Origin of the sequence: Nonomuraea roseola (assembly GCF_039535395.1) — a bacterium.
In the GTDB taxonomy this organism is placed as follows: domain Bacteria; phylum Actinomycetota; class Actinomycetes; order Streptosporangiales; family Streptosporangiaceae; genus Nonomuraea; species Nonomuraea roseola.
In genome coordinates this window covers 383,902-400,619 of sequence record NZ_BAAAXC010000006.1, presented here as the reverse complement: position 1 = coordinate 400,619, position 16,718 = coordinate 383,902, and the positions used below count along the sequence as shown (strand labels likewise).

Annotated in this window: 16 protein-coding genes; 8 read left to right on the top strand and 8 right to left on the bottom strand. The window is 70.8% G+C overall.

Annotated features, from left to right (window positions below):
• The first annotated feature begins 29 nt into the window (after positions 1-29).
• Positions 30-410, top strand: coding sequence for a hypothetical protein (locus tag ABFX55_RS07560; RefSeq protein WP_346118958.1), 381 nt, complete (start codon positions 30-32; stop codon positions 408-410).
• On the opposite strand, the gene ABFX55_RS07555 is transcribed toward ABFX55_RS07560, so the two are convergent.
• Positions 400-1,629, bottom strand: coding sequence for an MFS transporter (locus tag ABFX55_RS07555; RefSeq protein ID WP_346118956.1), 1,230 nt, complete (start codon positions 1,627-1,629; stop codon positions 400-402). The genes ABFX55_RS07560 and ABFX55_RS07555 overlap by 11 nt on opposite strands.
• Positions 1,630-1,751: 122 nt before the next feature.
• Between ABFX55_RS07555 and ABFX55_RS07550 the strand changes: the two genes are divergently transcribed.
• Positions 1,752-3,464 (top strand): M4 family metallopeptidase, encoded by a 1,713-nt coding sequence (locus ABFX55_RS07550; RefSeq protein ID WP_346118955.1) that lies wholly within the window; start codon positions 1,752-1,754, stop codon positions 3,462-3,464.
• Between the two features lie 154 nt (positions 3,465-3,618).
• Here ABFX55_RS07550 and ABFX55_RS07545 read toward each other — a convergent pair whose 3' ends face one another.
• On the bottom strand, positions 3,619-4,671 hold the full coding sequence (locus ABFX55_RS07545; RefSeq protein ID WP_346118953.1) for a LacI family DNA-binding transcriptional regulator: 1,053 nt from the start codon (positions 4,669-4,671) through the stop codon (positions 3,619-3,621).
• A 227-nt stretch (positions 4,672-4,898) separates the two neighbouring features.
• Between ABFX55_RS07545 and ABFX55_RS07540 the strand changes: the two genes are divergently transcribed.
• The 5 genes from ABFX55_RS07540 to ABFX55_RS07520 are packed head-to-tail and all read left to right on the top strand — an operon-like array spanning position 4,899 to position 9,419.
• The gene (locus tag ABFX55_RS07540; RefSeq protein ID WP_346118951.1) at positions 4,899-6,131 is read left to right on the top strand and encodes an amino acid ABC transporter substrate-binding protein; all 1,233 of its coding nucleotides are present in this window, start codon (positions 4,899-4,901) and stop codon (positions 6,129-6,131) included.
• On the top strand, positions 6,125-7,006 hold the full coding sequence (locus tag ABFX55_RS07535) for a branched-chain amino acid ABC transporter permease (protein ID WP_346118949.1): 882 nt from the start codon (positions 6,125-6,127) through the stop codon (positions 7,004-7,006). Before ABFX55_RS07540 ends, ABFX55_RS07535 begins: the two co-directional genes overlap by 7 nt.
• Positions 6,990-7,967 (top strand): branched-chain amino acid ABC transporter permease, encoded by a 978-nt coding sequence (locus ABFX55_RS07530; protein WP_346118947.1) that lies wholly within the window; start codon positions 6,990-6,992, stop codon positions 7,965-7,967. Before ABFX55_RS07535 ends, ABFX55_RS07530 begins: the two co-directional genes overlap by 17 nt.
• The gene (locus tag ABFX55_RS07525) at positions 7,964-8,695 is read left to right on the top strand and encodes an ABC transporter ATP-binding protein (RefSeq protein WP_346118945.1); all 732 of its coding nucleotides are present in this window, start codon (positions 7,964-7,966) and stop codon (positions 8,693-8,695) included. Before ABFX55_RS07530 ends, ABFX55_RS07525 begins: the two co-directional genes overlap by 4 nt.
• Positions 8,688-9,419, top strand: coding sequence for an ABC transporter ATP-binding protein (locus ABFX55_RS07520; protein WP_346118943.1), 732 nt, complete (start codon positions 8,688-8,690; stop codon positions 9,417-9,419). The genes ABFX55_RS07525 and ABFX55_RS07520 overlap by 8 nt, the downstream gene beginning before the upstream one ends.
• On the opposite strand, the gene cydB is transcribed toward ABFX55_RS07520, so the two are convergent.
• From cydB to ABFX55_RS07505, 3 genes are all read right to left on the bottom strand, one after another.
• On the bottom strand, positions 9,363-10,313 hold the full coding sequence (gene cydB / locus ABFX55_RS07515; protein ID WP_346118942.1) for a cytochrome d ubiquinol oxidase subunit II: 951 nt from the start codon (positions 10,311-10,313) through the stop codon (positions 9,363-9,365). The two genes, ABFX55_RS07520 and cydB, sit on opposite strands and share 57 nt — an antisense overlap.
• Before the next feature lie 10 nt (positions 10,314-10,323).
• Entirely contained in the window at positions 10,324-11,664 is a 1,341-nt protein-coding gene (locus ABFX55_RS07510; protein WP_346118940.1) for a cytochrome ubiquinol oxidase subunit I, read from the bottom strand.
• Between the two features lie 251 nt (positions 11,665-11,915).
• Positions 11,916-12,785: a polysaccharide deacetylase family protein gene (locus ABFX55_RS07505; RefSeq protein WP_346118938.1), complete on the bottom strand. Its 870-nt coding sequence runs from the start codon at positions 12,783-12,785 to the stop codon at positions 11,916-11,918.
• Between the two features lie 85 nt (positions 12,786-12,870).
• Between ABFX55_RS07505 and ABFX55_RS07500 the strand changes: the two genes are divergently transcribed.
• Positions 12,871-13,572 carry an SRPBCC family protein gene (locus ABFX55_RS07500; protein ID WP_346118936.1) on the top strand — a complete coding sequence of 234 codons (702 nt, stop codon included), beginning with the start codon at positions 12,871-12,873 and terminating at the stop codon, positions 13,570-13,572.
• Positions 13,573-13,602: 30 nt separating this feature from the next.
• On the opposite strand, the gene ABFX55_RS07495 is transcribed toward ABFX55_RS07500, so the two are convergent.
• The 3 genes from ABFX55_RS07495 to ABFX55_RS07485 all read right to left on the bottom strand — a co-directional run bounded on the left by ABFX55_RS07495 (position 13,603) and on the right by ABFX55_RS07485 (position 16,641).
• Complete coding sequence (locus ABFX55_RS07495; RefSeq protein ID WP_346118934.1) at positions 13,603-14,268, bottom strand: B3/B4 domain-containing protein; 666 nt, start codon at positions 14,266-14,268, stop codon at positions 13,603-13,605.
• Positions 14,269-14,627: 359 nt separating this feature from the next.
• Positions 14,628-16,241: a multicopper oxidase family protein gene (locus ABFX55_RS07490; protein ID WP_346118932.1), complete on the bottom strand. Its 1,614-nt coding sequence runs from the start codon at positions 16,239-16,241 to the stop codon at positions 14,628-14,630.
• Positions 16,225-16,641, bottom strand: coding sequence for a hypothetical protein (locus ABFX55_RS07485; protein WP_346118930.1), 417 nt, complete (start codon positions 16,639-16,641; stop codon positions 16,225-16,227). The genes ABFX55_RS07490 and ABFX55_RS07485 overlap by 17 nt, the downstream gene beginning before the upstream one ends.
• Positions 16,642-16,718: the final 77 nt, after the last annotated feature.

Sequence of the window (16,718 nt, the reverse complement as noted above, 5' to 3'; positions counted from 1 at the left end):
CCGGGTGGGCGCGCGTACCTCCGGGCGTGATGACATATCTCCGCATAGCGGCATTCGCCCTCATGGTCGCGGCCTGCTCGCCAGGCGACGGCGGCGGCGGCTCCTACGGCGCGGCCGTCCAGCCGATGACGGTCGAGCAGCTGGCCGCCAGGGCCGGCTGCACCCCGCACATCCAGATCGACGCCAGCGAGCTCAGGCAGGGCCACTGCGAGACGGCCGACGGGGAGTTCTTCCTCACGACGTTCACCACCCAGCAGGGCAAGGACGCCTGGATGGACACCGCGCCCGAGTACAACCCGCACCTCGTCGGACCGCTGTGGACCGCCCTGTCGAGCAGGCCGGTGCTGGAGCGGGTGCAGCGCAGGCTCGGCGGCGACCTCCACCTGAAGGACCACAGGGTCAAGGGCTGACAGGCTCGGGCAGGTCGCGCATGGTCCGCAGCGGCGACAGCAGCAGCGGGATCACCGACAGAGGCACCAGCGCGCAGGCGATCCACATCGCCGGCACGATCCCGAGGTGCTGGCCGAGCAGGCCGCCGGCCAGCGCGCCCAGCGGCAGCACGCCCCACACCACGAAACGCATCGTCGCGTTCATCCTGCCCAGCAGATGGTCGGGGGTGAGCGCCTGGCGGAAGCTGAGCTGCCCGACATTGTAGACCACGATGCCGACGCTCACCACGAACCAGGCGAACGCGTAGAGGCCCAGCCTCCAGTCGCGCTCGGTCAACGGCACCAGCAGCACGAACGGCGTGGTCAGCAGGTTCGACAGCCAGATCGCCCTGGCCGAGCCCACCCACCGGGAGAACGGCCCGACCAGCGCCGCGCCGACCAGCCCTCCCACGCCCGCCGCCGCGAACAGCAGACCCATCACGCCTGGCGTCACCCCGACGACGTTGACGAGGAAGAGCACGGCGAGCGCGTTGTTCATGGAGTTGGCGAAGTTGGCACTGGCTGTACAGGCGGCGATCATGCGCAGGATCGGGTGGCCCAGCACGAAGCGCAGGCCCTCGCCGATCTCCTTGACCAGCCCGCGCCGCTCCCGGACGCTCGGCACGTCGCGATCGGATCTGATGCCGGCCAGCAGCGCCCCCGACAGCGCGAAGCTGATCGCGTCGACCAGGATCGCCACGGGCGCGGTGACGAGCTGGACCAGCCATCCGGCGACACCGGGGCCCGCCACCTGGGCGCCCGAGCGGACGATCTCCAGCTTGGCGTTGCCTTCGAGGATCTGGTGCCGCTCGACCAGCGAAGGCAGGTAGCTCTGGTAGGCCACGTCGAAGAAGACGGTGGCCACGCCGGCGCCCAGGCCGACCGCGTAGAGCTGCGGCATCGACAGCACGCCGAGCCACCAGGCCACCGGCACGGAGAACAGCAGGACGGCCCGCGCCAGGTCGGCGGTGATCAGGATCCGGCGGCGGGGCATCCGGTCCACCCACACGCCCGCCGGCAACCCGATGAGCAGGAACGCCGCCGTCTCCGCGGCCACCAGCAGGCCCATCTCGAACGGCGTCGCGCGCAGGGCCACCACCGCGACCAGGGGCAGGGCCACCATGCTCACCTGCGTGCCCACCTGGCTGATCGTGTCGGCGCCGAAAAGGAGCATGAAGGCGCGCTGCCGGAAGAGAGCCACCTGCGCATGGTGCCCAACGACCGGAGTGCAATCAACTCGAATAGTCATGCCCTACTCATGACAAAGCCGGGGCGTGGGTTCACGATGACGCCACAAGCCGACCAACAGTAGGGGGGCGCGCCATGAGTCGACACTTCGACCGCATGCGCTACCACATCGCCGACGACCCGGACGCGGGAGGCAGGCCCCGGCCGCCTGGCGCGTTCACCGGCATCGCACCTGGACTGGAGTCCGTCGCGCCGCGCTTCACCTCCAACGAGGCCGCCGCGAGGTTCTATCTCGACCACAAGCTCGCGGAGGAGCCCGAGACCGCGGGCTTCAGGGCCGCGCTGGCCACCGAGTCACCCACCAGGGTGCCCGACCTCGCGCTCAGATCCTCCCGCCAGACCCCCGCCTCCGGCACCACGCTGGTCCGCTTCGACCAGACGCACGCGCAGATCCCGATCTTCGGCAGCGACGTGCTCGTCGAGCTCGACCAGTCGCGCGAGCTGGTGGCCATGGACGCACGGCTGGCCGAGGTCAGCGGCGCGCCCGACGTTCCCACGCTCGACGCGCCCGCCGCCGTGGCCGCCGTGGCCGCGGCCACCGGCACCGCGATCGAGGGCGCCGGCTCGATGCCGCCCGCTCTCACCTACTACCTCGACGACGCAGGGACCTGGCACCTCGCCTGGCACCTGCACGGGCTGCCGGCCGTCCTGCCCGAGGCCAGGCCGGGGCCAGGCCACACGGGTCACGGCATGGAGGACCCCTCGCCCCGCGAGCTGTACCCCCGCGTCGACTACCTGGTGGACGCGCAGGACGGAGCGATCCTGTTCTACTTCGGGGTCACGCCGACCGTGGACGTGCCCACGAAGCTGCGCGGCGTCGACGAGAACGGCGTGCACGTCGACCGGATCTGGGGTGACAAGCTGGCCTCGGGCTTCGCGCTGCGCGACAGGCTCAGGAACATCCTCACCTACGACCTGGCTCTCGGCGACCTGGCGGAGAACCCTCAGCTGACCGACCCGGTACAGGTGAGCGACCCCGACCTCGGCGAGAAGTTCAAGGCCGCCGTCTCGGCCCACGCCAACGCCACCAAGGTCTTCGACTTCTACCGCGGCGTGCTCAGCCGCGACAGCGTCGACGACCAGGGCATGGCGCTGACCTCCGTCATCAACTGCATCTTCAGCCCGCACGGGCCAGGGCCCGAGTGGAAGAACGCCGCGTGGTTCGACAACCGCATGTGGTACGGCCAGATGCGCAACCCCGCGGGCGTGCTGGTCAGCACCGCCCGCTTCCTCGACGTCATCGGGCACGAGCTCACGCACGGCGTCATCGACACCTCCAGCGGCCTGGTCTACAGGAACCAGTCGGGGGCGCTGAACGAGTCCTTCGCCGACATCCTCGGCATCACGATCAGCAACTGGTACGAGGCCGAGACGCCGGAGAACGTCGCGGGCTGGAACTGGGAGCTGGGCAGGGGCTGGCGGCCCACCGGCGCGGGGCTGCGCTCGCTCAGCGACCCCGTGGCCTTCGGCCAGCCCGCGCACATGCGCGACTTCGTGCACACCACCGCCGACAACGGCGGCGTCCACATCAACAGCGGCATCCCCAACAAGGCGGCGCACCTGCTGTTCACCGCCACCACCGCGCAGGGGACACCGGTCCTGGACGCCAGGGACTGGGTCGTCCTGCTCTACCTGGCGATGGTGCGCCTGAGCAGGCTCGCGCTCTTCACCGACGTGCCCGTCGCGTTGAGGGACGTGGCCAAGGTCTACCTCGCGGGCAGCCCGAATCAGCTCAACCCGGTGCTGGCGGCGATCGACTCGGCCTACTCGGCCGTCGGCATCGAGTAGTCGCGCCTCGTCCAGGGAGAGCGCGCCCTCCCTGGACGAGCCCCCGCGCTCGCCGGATCCTGCGCGTGGCCCGGCTTGTCCCGGCCCTCGGATCTCCAGCGGCGAGACGGCTCTGCCGAGGAACATCAGGCTGTTCATCCGGCGGCCGAGATCGTCAGGGCGTACGGGCGACGGCAGCCGGCCTGCGGGGAGGGGCGGTCGAGGCGCGAGGCACGAGCTCGTGACCGGTACGGCGGCGCCGAGGCCGTGAGGCGGGCGGTTTGAGCACCAGCTCGAGGGCCTGGGCGCCCATCGCCACCATCGGCAGTCGCACGGTGGTCAGCCCTGGGTGGACGTCGGCGGCGACGGGGATGTCGTCGAAGCCCGCGACGGAGACGTCCGAGGGAACCCTGCGGCCCGAGTTCAGCAGCCAGGACAGCGCCCCGACGGCCATGGGGTCGTTCAGCGCCACCACGGCGGTGAGCCCCGGGTCGCGCCGCAGCAGGCGGGCGGCCGAGGAGGCGCCGCCCTCGCGGGTGAAGTCGCCGTGGATGACGGGAACGGCCGACCAGTCAAGGACGGAGGAGGCGGCGGCCCTCAGCCCCGACAGGCGGTCCTCGACCGTGGTGAGGTTGGCGGGGCCCGCGACGACGCCGATGCGCCGGTGCCCCAGGCCGAGCAGGTGCTTCATGATCGTCACACCGCCGTTGACGTTGTCGGGGAGCACGGCGTCGACGGGCAGGTGGTGGCGGCCGATGACCGCCACCCGCCCCCCTGCGGCGGTGAAGGAGCGCACCTCCGCGGCGATGTCGGCCTCGGCCGCCGTGCCGATGTAGCCGGAGCCCGCCAGCACGATGGCGTTGACGCGGTGGGCGCGCAGGCTGCGGATGCGCGACAGCTCGGCGTGCGGGTCGCGCTGGGTCTGGCTGATCAGCGCCATGTAGCCGCGCTTCTCCGTCTCGCGCAGCACGCCTCTGGCGATCTCGCCGAAGTACGGGTCGCCGACGTCGTGGACGATCAGGCCGACGATGGCCGCCTGCCCGCCCGCCAGAGCGCGGGCGTGGCTGTTGGGCACGTAGCCGACCTGGGCGGCGACCGCCTTGACGTGGGCGGCGAGGGTGGCGCTGACCCCCGTGCTGTCGTTCAGCGCCCTGGAGGCGGTGGCGAGGGAGACACCGGCGGCCTCGGCGACGTCGATGAGCCGCGGTGGGGAAGGATGGTCGGACATGCGAGCGCAACCCCCTTGTCGCACCGCTGAAACGGTGCAATCGTGACGCGAAAGCGCTTCCGAAAGCGCTCCCTCTCCACCAAGCACCCGAAGACCGCCGAACGCAAGAAGTCCGAAGCCGAAGTCTCGGAGAGCGTCACTGCCGGCGAAGGGCCGGGACGTGCTCCGTCCAGCAAGGTGACAGGAAGTCCCCGGAGGTCCCTCGAGGTCCCTGGAGGTCGCGAACAATGGTCAGTTTCCGGAACAGTGTGGCAGCGCTGGCGCTCACCAGCTTGGCGATCTCGGCCTGCGGCGGCGCCGCCCAGGAGGCGGCCGCGCCCTCCGCCACCGCCGCAGGCCCCGTGAAGATAGGCATCTCCCTGCCCCTGACAGGCGACTTCTCCGAGCCGGGCAAGGGCATCCAGGAGGGCTACCAGGTCTGGGCCGACATGGTCAACGCCAAGGGCGGGCTGCTCGGCAGGAAGGTCGAGCTGATCTTCCGCGACGACGCCTCCGACCCGAACAAGGTCAGCTCCGACTACGAGTCGCTCATCTCCCAGGACAAGGTGAACCTGGTCTTCGGTCCGTTCTCCTCGCGCCTGGTCATCCCCGCCGCGCAGGTGGCCGAGTCGTACGACATGCTCTTCGTCGAACCGGCGGGCGCCGCGAAGGAGGTCTTCGAGCAGGGCTTCGAGCGACTGTTCTACGCCGCCCCCGCCATCGCGAGCGATCACTACAACTACCTGGCCGAGTACCTGCTCGCGCTGCCCGCCGACAAGAGGCCCAGGACCGCCGCCTACGCCAGCCTCGACGACCCGTTCGCCATGGGCACCGCCTACGGCCTGCGCGACAAGCTCGCCGCGGGCGGGATCAAGACCGTGGTCGACGAGGTCTACCCGCCGGAGACGACCGACTTCGCCCCCATCGCCGCCAAGATCGCGGCGGCGAAACCCGATCTCGTCGTCGGCGGCACCCAGTTCGAGGACTCCGTGGGCCTGGTGCGCGCCCTGCAGGAGCTCGGCTCGCAGCCCAGGATGGCGGCCTTCTCCACGGGGCCGACGCTGGCGGAGTTCCCCGCGGCGGTGAAGGGCGCGGCCGAGCACATCGTCTCCCCCGTGGGCTGGGCGGTCTCCTCCGGCTTCCCCGGCAACGACGCCTTCGTCAAGCGCTACAAGGAGATGTTCAAGAGCGACGCCAACGAGGACGCGGCCAACGGCTTCACCGTCGGCCAGATCGTGGAGGCGGCGGTCAACGCGGTCAAGTGCGTCGAGCAGACGGAGGAGTGCCAGACCAAGCTGGCCGACCACATCCGCCAGGGCAGCTTCGAGACCATCGTCGGCCCGCTCTCCTTCGACGACCAGGGCAGGCCCGAGCAGGCGCACATGATCCAGCAGTACGTCGACGGCAAGGTCGAGATCGTCCTGCCCGAGGGGTCCAAGGCGCAGACCGCCGAGCTCGTCTACCCGAAGAAGGAATGGTGACCCTCCTCCTGCAGGGGCTGGCCCTGGGCGTGCTGACCGGCGGCCTGTACGCGCTGCTCGCCTCGGGCCTGTCGCTGTACTTCGGCGTGATGCGGGTGGTCATGGTGGCCCACCCGGCGTTCCTGTTCCTGGCCGCCTACCTGACCTACACCCTGCACACCGCCTTCGGCCTCGACCCGCTGCTGGCGCTGCCGGTGACGGTGCCGCTGTTCTTCGCGCTCGGGGTGGCCGTGCAGCGCCTGCTCGTGGCCAGGCTGGCGCCGGAGAACCTGGCGATGATGTCGGTGCTGCTCACCTTCGGGCTCGCGCTGGTCATCGAGGGGTTGCTCGGCACGGTCTACACGGGCTCCTACAAGTCGGTCAGCATGGACTACGCCACCAGGTCGCTGACGCTGGGCGCGGTGCGGCTGCCGTACGACAGGATCGTGGCCTTCGCGGTGGCCGCGCTGACGCTGGCGGCGCTGTTCGCGATCCTGCTGAAGAGCAGGTTCGGGCGCGCGCTGCGCGCCACCATCCAGCACAGGGAGGCCGCGCGGCTGGTCGGCATCAGGACCGAGCGGGTCACGGGGTACGGCTTCGGCGTCGGCCTGGCCACGGCGGCGGTGGGCGGCTCGGTGCTGGCGCTGATCACGCCCTTCTTCCCCGCGGCCCACTGGGCGTGGATCGGCAAGCTCATGGCGATCATCGTGGTCGGCGGCCTGGGCAGCGTGCTCGGCGCGGCACTGGCCGCGGTGATGCTGGGAGTGATCGAGAGCCTGGTGCTGGTCACCGTCGACGCGACATGGGCGACGATGATGTTCTACGTCTTCCTCTTCCTGACCCTCATCGCCCGCCCGCAGGGGTTCTTCGGAGGACGGCTTGCGCAACGCTTCTAGGTACGCGCTTCTGGCGGCAGGGGTGGTCCTCGCGCTGGCCTACCCGTGGATCGTGCCCAACCTCTACCTGCTGTACGCGGGCGTGCTGACGCTGATGTACGCAGCGACCGCCACCTCGTGGAACATCCTCGGCGGCTTCACCGGCTACGTCTCGCTCGGCCACTCGGCCTTCTTCGGCCTCGGCGCGTACGGCACAGGCCTGCTCATGACCCGCGCTGGCTGGTCGTGGATCCCCTCGTTGATCGGCTCGGCGCTCGTCGTCGCGCTGTTCGCCGCGCTGGTCGGCGTGGCGGCCGTCAGGGTGCGCGGCGCCTCGTTCGTGATCGTGTCGATCGCGCTGGTGTCGATGATGAACCTGCTGGTGCAGGGCTGGCGCTCGCTCACCGGCGGCTCGACGGGCCTGCGCGTCCCCTCGCCCTTCCCCGACCTCAACAGGGGTCAGAGTCACTTCGCCTTCTTCTACCTGTTCCTGGCCCTGCTCGCGCTGGTGATGCTGACCTGGTGGTTCATCTCCAGGTCCCGCTACGGCGCGGGACTGCGCGCGATCAGGGAGGACGAGGACAAGGCCGAGTCGCTCGGCGTGCCCACCGCCGCCTTCAAGGTCACGGCCTACGCGCTGTCGGCGCTGTTCGTGGCGCTGGCAGGAGGCCTCTACGCGCTGTGGTTCCGCAGCCTCGACCCGATCTTCGTCTTCTCGATCCTCATCGGCTCCTACATGGTTCTGATGAGCCTGCTCGGCGGGGTGCGCCACCTGTTCGGCCCGCTGCTCGGCGCGCTCATCGTGGCGCCCGCGGGGGAGTACTTCCTGGTCGCGCTCGGCGAGACGCAGGTCCACCTGGCGGCGGCGGGGCTGCTGCTGGTGCTGGTCGTGCTCTTCATGCCCGAGGGCATCATCCCCGCCGCAGCCAGGCTCGTCAGCAGACCCCAGCAGGCCTCGATCAGGGAGGAGGCGGCCGGATGAGCTCGCTCAGGACCACGGGGCTGACCAAGTCGTTCGGCGGCGTCAGGGCCGTCGACGACGTCACCGTGGAGATCGCCGAAGGCAGGATCAACGGGCTGATCGGGCCCAACGGCTCGGGCAAGACCACCTTCTTCAACCTCGTCACCGGCCTGATCAGGCCCGACGAGGGAAGGGTGCTCTACCGCGACCGCGACATCACCCGCTACGCGCCGCACCGCATCGCGCACGTGGGGCTGGGCCGTACCTTCCAGCTGTGCAGGGTCTTCCCCCGCATGACGGTGATGGAGAACATGCTGGTGGCGGTGCGCCGTACGCGCCTGCGCGAGCTGCTGGCGGGCACCCACGCCACGGGCGAGGTCGAGCGGGCCCGCCACTGGCTGACCCGCATGGGCATCGAGCACCTCGAACGCGCCGAGGCCCGCAACCTCTCCTACGGCCAGCAGAAGCTGCTCGAACTGGCCGCCGTCTTCATGGGCGACCCCGACCTGGTCCTGCTGGACGAGCCCGCGGGCGGCGTGAACCCCGCGCTGATCGAGCGGATCGTCACCCTGGTGCGCGACCTCAACGCCGAGGGCCGCACCTTCCTGGTCGTCGAGCACAACATGGACATGGTGATGGGCATGTGCGACCACGTGATCGTCTTCGACAGGGGAGCGCCGATCGCCGAGGGCCCGCCCTCGGCGGTGCGCGCCGACCCTCGCGTGCTGGAGGCCTACCTCGGTGTCTGAGATCGTGCTGGCTCTGAACGACCTCGAGGCGGGATACGGCAGGGCCGCCCTCGTCCTGCGGGGACTGTCGGTCACCGTCGAGGCGGGGCAGGTCGTCTGCCTGGTCGGGCCCAACGGCGCGGGCAAGTCCACCGTGCTCAGGGTCGCCAGCGGCCTGCTGGCCCCACGCTCGGGCACCGTGGTGCTGTCGGGCGAGGACGTCACGGGCCTGGCCCCCCAGGACCTGCTGACCAGGGGCCTGGCCCACGTGCTGCAGGGACACAGCGTCTTCCGCGAGATGACCGTCGCCGAGAACGTCCTGCTCGGCGGCTTCACCGTGCGCGACGGCGCGCTGCTGGCCAGGCGCGCCGAGCGGGTCAAGGAGCTGTTCCCCGTCGTCGGCGAGCGGTGGGGGAGCATCGCGGGGCTGCTGTCGGGCGGCCAGCAGAAGCAGGTCGAGTTCGCCCGCGCGCTCATGCTGGAGCCGAGGGTGGTGCTGCTCGACGAGCCGTCCATGGGGCTCGACCCCAGGACCACCCAGACCGTCTTCGACCAGATCGACCTCATGCGCCGCACCGGCGTCGCCGTCCTGCTCGTGGAGCAGAACGCGCGCAGGGCCCTGGAGACGGCCGACGTCGGCTGCGTGCTCGACCTCGGCACCGTCCACATCTCAGGGCCCGCTCGCGACCTACTGACCGATCCCCGTCTGGGCGCCCTGTACCTGGGCGGCGCCGCCAGGGGCTGAGATCCGCTTCCTGAACACCCAGTACGTCCAGCCCTGGTAGCCCAGCACGAACGGCAGGATGGCCAGGCCGATCCAGGTCAGGACGTTGAGCGTGTAGGGGCCCGACGCGGCCTGCTCCAGGGTCAGGCCGGGCATCGGCGCGCCCGCCAGCGTCCCGAACAGCGCGGCCGAGGCCAGCGCGATCGCCCCCGCGGTGGCGGCGAAGGCCCAGCCCTCCCTGCGCCGCCAGATCAGCGAGCCGCCCGCCGCCAGCAGCGCCATCGCACTGCCCGCGGCGATCCACACGGCGCCGGAGCCCTCGCGCGGAATGGACGACAGCGCCACGATCCCCAGGGGGATGACCGCGACGAGCGTGCCCATGGCGGCCGCGCGGGCGCGCCGCCGTACCACGCCCTCGGTCCTGAGCGCGAGGAAGACCGCGCCGTGCAGGAGGCAGACCGCCAGCGAGAACGCGCCGCCCACCAGGGCCGCCACCCCGCTGTCGAGCAGCACGTCGGCGAAGACGGCGCCCCACAGGAAGGCGGGAAGCGCGCTGCCCGCCGCGATGCCGACGTCGGCCCATGCCCTGTCGGAGGAGTGCTCCAGCTTGCCGCGCCACTCGAGGGCCACGCCGCGCACGATCAGCCCGGCCAGCACCAGCGTGAGCGGCAGGTAGAAGGAGCTGAGGAAGCCGGCGTACCAGGCGGGGAAGGCGGCGAACATCGCGCCCACCGCGGTGATCAGCCAGACCTCGTTGCCGTCCCACACCGGGCCGATGGTCTGCAGGACCTGCTTGCGCTGGCCCTCGTTCCTGCCGAGGAAGGGCGACAGCATGCCGACCCCGAAGTCGAAGCCCTCTAGGACGAAGTAGCCGGTCCAGAGAAAGGCGATGATGACGAACCACAGATCGATCACTGCGTTCTCCTCAGTACATCAGCGACGGTTCGCGGACCGGCTCGGCGGCCGGCGTCGGTGGCAGCTCGGGGCCCTTCCTGACGCTCCTGACCAGCAGGACGACCTCGGCCACTGCGAGCACGCCGTACAGGAGGGTGAACAGGGTCAGCGAGGTGGCCACCTCGGCCAGCGAGACCCCCGGCGAGACGCTGGAGGCGGTCAGCAGCTCGCCCGCCACCGTCCACGGCTGGCGTCCGATCTCGCTGAGCAGCCAGCCGCCGATCACCGCGAGCAGCGGCAGCGGAAGGGCCAGCACGAGGGCCTTGGCGTACCAGGGGGGCACCTGCCTGCGCCTGCGGGTCAGCCAGAGGCCCAGCACCGACAGGCCCACCGTCGACAGGCCGAAGCCGAGCATCACCCGGTAGGACCAGAAGACGACCTCCTGGTTGGGCCGGTAGTCGCCGGGGCCGAACTTCTCCTCCAGCCTGCGCTGGATGTCCTCGCTGCCCTGGACGGTGGCCTCGAAGTCGTTGGTGGACAGGAAGCTCAGCAGCTTGGGGATCTCGATGCCGGGCAGCACGTGGAACGGCGCGCCCTTGGTGTCGTGCGTGAGGCCCTCGGCGGCGGCCAGCTTCATCGGCTGCTGCTCGTACATCAGCTTGGCCGACATGTCTCCGCTGCCCGCGACGACGGCCCCCGCGATCGCCGTCATGACCAGGGCGCCGCGCAGCGGGCTCCTGAAGGTGGTGTCGCCCTTGAGCAGCCGGTGGCCGCTGACCGCCAGCACGAACCCGCCCGCCACGATGAAGCTGGCCGCGATCACGTGCGGCACCTGTGCCAGCGCGGTGGAGTTGGTCAGCACCGCCCAGAGGTCGGTCATCCTGGCCCTGCCGTCCACGACCTCGTAGCCCACCGGGTGCTTCATCCAGGCGTTGGCGGCCAGGATGAAGTAGGCCGACAGGTTCGAGCCGATCACCGCCGCCCAGATGGTGGCCAGGTGGACCCTCTTCGGCAGCTTGTCCCAGCCGAAGATCCACAGGCCCAGGAACGTCGACTCCATGAAGAAGGCGAGCAGCGCCTCCAGCGCCAGCGGGGCGCCGAAGACGTCGCCCACGAACACGGAGTACTCGCTCCAGTTCATGCCGAACTGGAACTCCTGCACGATGCCCGTCACCACGCCCATCGCGAAGTTGATCAGAAAGAGTTTCCCGAAGAACTTCGTCAGCCGCAGGTAGTGCTCCTTGCCCGTGCGGTGCCAGGCGGTCTGCAGCCCGGCCACGAAGACGCCGAGACCGATCGTCAGCGGTACGAAGAGGAAGTGGTACACGGTGGTCACACCGAACTGCCACCGTGCAAGGTCTAGTGCTTCCATGATCCCCTCACGGGCTTGGAGCTCTACAGCTTGTAGTTCTACTAAAAGTAGTACTACGAGTTGTAGAGCAATGCGACGAGGAGGGGCTGCGATCTTCGTCACAGGCAAGCTCAAGGGGTGCGAGGCCGCACACCTCGCACCCCTTGAGGGTCCCCCGGTCACCCCCCGGGCTTCCGGCCCTGTCGTCCCCCCGGAGACAACGATGGCGGGCAGGGGACTTCGCGCGCGTCACCCGCGCGGCGGATTCCTCGCTACTTCGCCCGGTGGAGGGCCGCCTTCAGATAGGCGTCGAGGTTGCCGAGCTCGTAGCCTCGGCGCTTGATCTTGTCGACCAGGATCCTGAAGTCCCTGGCGAGGTTGGGCCTGAAGTGCAGCAGCAGGATGTCGCCGGGGCGCAGCTTCTTGTCGGGCACCTGGTAGGCGATCTTGCCGCCCGGCTGGACGGTCGCCGTCCACAGCAGCAGCGCCTGGAGACCGCAGGCCTTGGCGGCGCGCCGGGTGTCGGCGTTGTAGTTGCCGAAGGGCGGCCTGAACAGCGTGGGCCGCACCCCGACCTGCTTGGCGATCAGCCTGGAGGTGCCGCACAGCTCCGCCTTCTGCGCCTCGTAGCCGAGCGTGCGCAGGTTGGGATGGGTCAGCGTGTGGTTCTCGATCGGCACGCCCGCGTCGCGCAGCAGGCGGACGTAGCCCCACTTGCCCCTGCCGACGAAGCGGCCCTGACCGCCCGCGGGGTCCGGCGCGCCGAGCGCCTCCACGGCGTCGCGCATGACGAAGGCGGTGATCGGGATGCGCTGCTCGCGCACCTGGCGGACGAAGCCGGGGTCCTGCTCCCAGCCGTCGTCGATGGTCAGGAACACCACTTTGCGCCTGGTGGGAATGGAGCTGATCACCGGCGGCAGTGAGCCGCTCGACGGGATCCTGCCCACCTCGCCGGCTCTCGGCATCGCGCCGGGCGGGCCAAGCTCCTGGGCGGGGGGCTGCGGCTGCTGCGAGGCGGCCGGTGACGAGGCCGAGCCCGGCGCCTTGGCCTGCTCCGTCGCGCAGGCGGCCAGCAACGCCGCCGCCGTGATACCCGCGCCCGTGCGCGCCAGGCGCGTTCCCCCGAATCGCCCCGTGACCATGAAAGCCCATCCTGCCATGACCAAGGTCGCATTCTCGGCGTGAGTTGACATGAGGAGGGGGCCGGGCGCTGCCTAGAGTGGCCATGTGAAGGTCGCAGGCAGTGCGGTGCTCGGCATCGACAGAGATCGTGTGTGGGACGCGCTCCAGGACCCGGCGGTGCTGGTGCGCACCATCCCGGGCTGCGAGCGCCTGGAGGAGACGGGGCCCGGCACCTACCGGATGACGGTCAGCGCGGGCGTCGCCTCCATCAAGGGCGTCTACCAGGGGGAGGTGGCCCTCTCCGAGCCGCTGCCGCCCGAGCGCTTCGTGCTCAGGGCGCGAGGTCAGGGCGCGCCAGGCACGGTCGAGGCGACCGTGGAGGTACGGCTGGCCGACGTGGACGGCGGCACCAGGATCGACTACGACGCCGAGGCGGTGGTCGGCGGGATGATCGGCGGGGTGGGGCAGCGGATGCTCGGCTCGGTCGCCAAGCGCACGGCGGGCGACTTCTTCTCCGCCGTGGAGAGCCACCTGATCTCGCCGCCCGCGGACGCGACTGCGGCCAGGAGCGGCTCGGCCGCCCCGCCGGGCGTCGCGCTGCCGTCCGGTACGACCGTGCCCGCTCTCGCCGCGCAGGCGACGGCGCCAGGCCCGGGGGGCGGGCAGGTCTTCGAGCGGCCGTCCCAGGACAGGCAGCACACCCAGACCCGCCCGTGGGTCATGCTCGCCGCCTTCGGCATGGGCGCGGGCATCGCCCTCGGCAGCGCCGCGATCGGCTGGGTGCTCGGCAGGGCGGGCCGCCGCTGACGCCTGGCGGACCCTGGCGGGACATGCGAGCTAGCGGCTCTCGATCGTCACCTCGCGCACGGTGGGCCAGGCGCGCTCGAGCTCCCTGGCCAGCGCGGTGGTGAGCTCGGCGACGTCGGCGGCGGCCGTCGCGTGCATCGCCTCGGCCACGATCAGGACCGAGTCCGTCGTGTCCCTGACGGCCGAGTAGCCGCTCTGCCTGTTCGTCCAGCGGCGCGCGTGCGCCCGGCCCTCGGCGTCGGCGAAGATCACCTCGCCGGGGTCGGGCCGTTCCACCTCGCCGCCGAAGGTCAGGTAGGTCTCCTCGCCGCCGGCGTGGCGCACCTCCAGGCCGCGGGCGACATGGGCGAGGTCGAAGACGGCCACAGGGACGGCGTAGGCCAGCGAGACCGCGTTGCACAGGTCGATCAGCGGGTGGATGCGCGGCAGCGACCCCTCCTTCCTGAAGCGCCGCAGCAGCGACTCCGACGCGCACCTGTACTGGGTCGGCTTCAGCCCCATCTTCGAGAAGGCGCGCCGCCAGGCCTGGATCTCGGGCAGGTCCGCCTCGGTGCCCGCCGCCAGCCGCTCCTTCGCCACGACGGTGAAAGGCTCCAGGTCCGGAGCGGCGTCGGGGGTGATGCCCTGCGCGAAGACCACTCCGGCCGCCAACTCGGGGAAGGCGGACCTGATCTGCGGCGAATGGTGGAAGTCCATGAGGCGGCTCCTGAAGATCGGTGAAGGCGAGTCGGACGCCGAGGGCCAGGCCGTCACCCTCGGCGTCGGAGGAAGGCGAAGCTCTCCTGTCCACCCTCTCGCCACAATGGCCTGATGAACAGGTCCAAAGTGGAGCCGTTCGAGAGGTCCAATGCTACGGATTCCGCCTTCCTTCAGCTGAACCCGCGATGACGTCGGGGGCCGCTCGCAGGGCCGCTCCGAGATGTTCGCCGCTGTCGCGGTTGCGCAGGCTAGCAGACGCCGTCGAGGTCGGCGCCCGGCAGTCGGAGGCGGCGCGGGCGGGAGTCGGCGGCGACCTACCCAGGCGAAGGTGAGCTCGGCGACGTCGGGCGGTGCCCCTAGATGATCTCGAGGTTGGCCATCATGGCCATGTCCTCGTGTTCGGCGTTGTGGCAGTGGAACAGGTAACGGCCGCGGTAGCCGTCGAAGCGGGTGATGATCTCCACCCCCTCGCCCGGCCGCAGGGAGACGGTGTCCTTCAGGCCCACGTCGTGGGGCAGCGGCGGGCGGCCGCTGCGCGAGAGCACCCGGAAGCCGACCAGGTGCAGGTGGACGGGATGGTGGACGTCGGCGACCATTCGCCATATCTCGACGTCGCCGAGGTGGGTGGTGACGTCGGCGCGGGCGGGGTCGAACGGCAGCCCGCTGATCAGCCAGCCGTGGCCGCCGTGCATCTGCCCGACGCGGAAGGCGAACTCGCGCACCCTGACCGCGTCCGACCGGCGCCAGGCCGGCAGGTCGGTGGAGAGCGCCAGCGGGATGCGGCTGCCGTCGGAGGCCCTGCGCGCGATGCGGAAGGCCATCACCTCGCGGGTACGGCCGGAGCCCAGCCGGTTGACCATCCTGACCAGGCCGCCGACGGGGACGCCCGAGAAGTCGATGATCACGTCGTAGCGTTCGGCGGGCGCGACCGGCAGGAGCCGGTGGGTGACCGGCGCGGCGAGCAGTCCCTGGTCGGCGCCGATCTGGACGAGATCGAGCCGGCGTCCCTCGTCGCTGACCGCTTCGAGTTCGTAGTGCCGGGCGTTGGAGGCGTTGAGGATGCGCAGCCGGTAGCGGGCCGCGTCCACCTCGTGCACCGGCCACGGCGCGCCGTTGACCAGGATCACATCTCCGAGGACTCCGGCGAGATAGGGCTCGTGAACGCCCGGCCGCTCTCGCAGGGTGGGGTCGAGGGAGGGGTAGTCGAGGCCGCCGTCGGCGGCGAACGCCCGATCGGCGATCATCAGCGGCAGTTCGCGCGGCCCCGCGGGCAGGCCGAGATCGTCCTCGGCGTCGTCGCGCACGATCTGCAGCCCGGCAAGGCCCCGCCAGATCGCGGGGGCGGTGAAGTCCATCCGGTGGTCGTGGTACCACAGCAGCGCCGGCCGCTGGTCCAGCGGGAAGGTGTAGTCCCGCGTCAGCTTGGTCACCACGGCCCGCGGATCGTGCATGCCATGCGCGCCTTGCGCGGAGCCGTGCCCGGTGTGCGGGGCGGCCTCCTGCCAGCCGTCGGGCAGGACAAGGTCGGTCGGGTAGCCGTCGGAGGCCGCAGGGGTCCTACCGCCGTGCAGGTGCACGACGGTCGGCACGGGCAGCTCGTTGCGATGCGTCACGGTGACCGGCCGGCCGCGGCGCGACTCGATCGTCGGCCCTGGGAAGGCGCCCTCATACGTCCACAGCGGCGTCCTGACGCCGGGCAGGATCTCCGCGCTCGCTTCGCGCTGGGTGATCTCGTAACGGTCGGTGCCGCCCGAGGTGCTGACCGGCTTCAGCACGGCGGGGATCGGCAGCGGCACCTGGAAGGGCGGCGGCAGCGGTACGGCGCTGCGCAGCTGGGCACCCGTGGTCGGCGGCCGGCGGGCCAGCGCGGCCGAGGCCGACATCCCGGTGGCCGCCATCAGCCCGAGCGCCCCGCCGATACCCAGCATCCGCCGCCGGCTCATGCCGCGGCCCTCATCGCGCTCGCGCATCGCGGGCCTCCCGCCGAAGGAGGGGTTGGCGCCAGACGGCGATGAACTGCACGACGAGCGCGGCGACGGTCATCACGCCCAGCGGGATGTGCAGCCACAGGGCGCCGTCCAGCCCGGCGAAGTACTGCACCGTCTCGGCCGCCACCACCGCCATCGTGACCAGGAACGGCCAGGCCCTGCGCAGCCGTACCCACACCATGATCGCCGCGATCACCTGCAGATAGCCGACGGACGTGACCACGTCGGCGCCGATCGCGTGCCAGAGCAGGCTGTCGTAGTCGCCGGTCAGATACACCCCGGCGAACACCGGCTGGCCGACGATCGCCACCATGTGCGCGCTGACGACGGCGCGCAGAGCCCACCCCGTGGGTGTCGTCAGCTGTGCGGCATCGATGACCATGAAGGGTCCTCCTGCCGTGTTTCTCGATTCACCAACACACCGCGACACTATGACTCAGCAGTTATCTTGTCGAAGAT

What these genes read in the sequence shown, in the direction of transcription:
- ABFX55_RS07485 (WP_346118930.1), bottom strand. Translation starts at nt 16,641, where the DNA reads ATGGTCATCGATGCCGCACAGCTGACGACACCCACGGGGTGGGCTCTG.
- ABFX55_RS07560 (WP_346118958.1), top strand. Translation starts at nt 30, where the DNA reads ATGACATATCTCCGCATAGCGGCATTCGCCCTCATGGTCGCGGCCTGC.
- ABFX55_RS07495 (WP_346118934.1), bottom strand. Translation starts at nt 14,268, where the DNA reads ATGGACTTCCACCATTCGCCGCAGATCAGGTCCGCCTTCCCCGAGTTG.
- ABFX55_RS07545 (WP_346118953.1), bottom strand. Translation starts at nt 4,671, where the DNA reads ATGTCCGACCATCCTTCCCCACCGCGGCTCATCGACGTCGCCGAGGCC.
- ABFX55_RS07490 (WP_346118932.1), bottom strand. Translation starts at nt 16,241, where the DNA reads ATGCGCGAGCGCGATGAGGGCCGCGGCATGAGCCGGCGGCGGATGCTG.
- ABFX55_RS07505 (WP_346118938.1), bottom strand. Translation starts at nt 12,785, where the DNA reads ATGGTCACGGGGCGATTCGGGGGAACGCGCCTGGCGCGCACGGGCGCG.
- ABFX55_RS07525 (WP_346118945.1), top strand. Translation starts at nt 7,964, where the DNA reads ATGAGCTCGCTCAGGACCACGGGGCTGACCAAGTCGTTCGGCGGCGTC.
- ABFX55_RS07535 (WP_346118949.1), top strand. Translation starts at nt 6,125, where the DNA reads ATGGTGACCCTCCTCCTGCAGGGGCTGGCCCTGGGCGTGCTGACCGGC.
- ABFX55_RS07550 (WP_346118955.1), top strand. Translation starts at nt 1,752, where the DNA reads ATGAGTCGACACTTCGACCGCATGCGCTACCACATCGCCGACGACCCG.
- ABFX55_RS07540 (WP_346118951.1), top strand. Translation starts at nt 4,899, where the DNA reads ATGGTCAGTTTCCGGAACAGTGTGGCAGCGCTGGCGCTCACCAGCTTG.
- ABFX55_RS07510 (WP_346118940.1), bottom strand. Translation starts at nt 11,664, where the DNA reads ATGGAAGCACTAGACCTTGCACGGTGGCAGTTCGGTGTGACCACCGTG.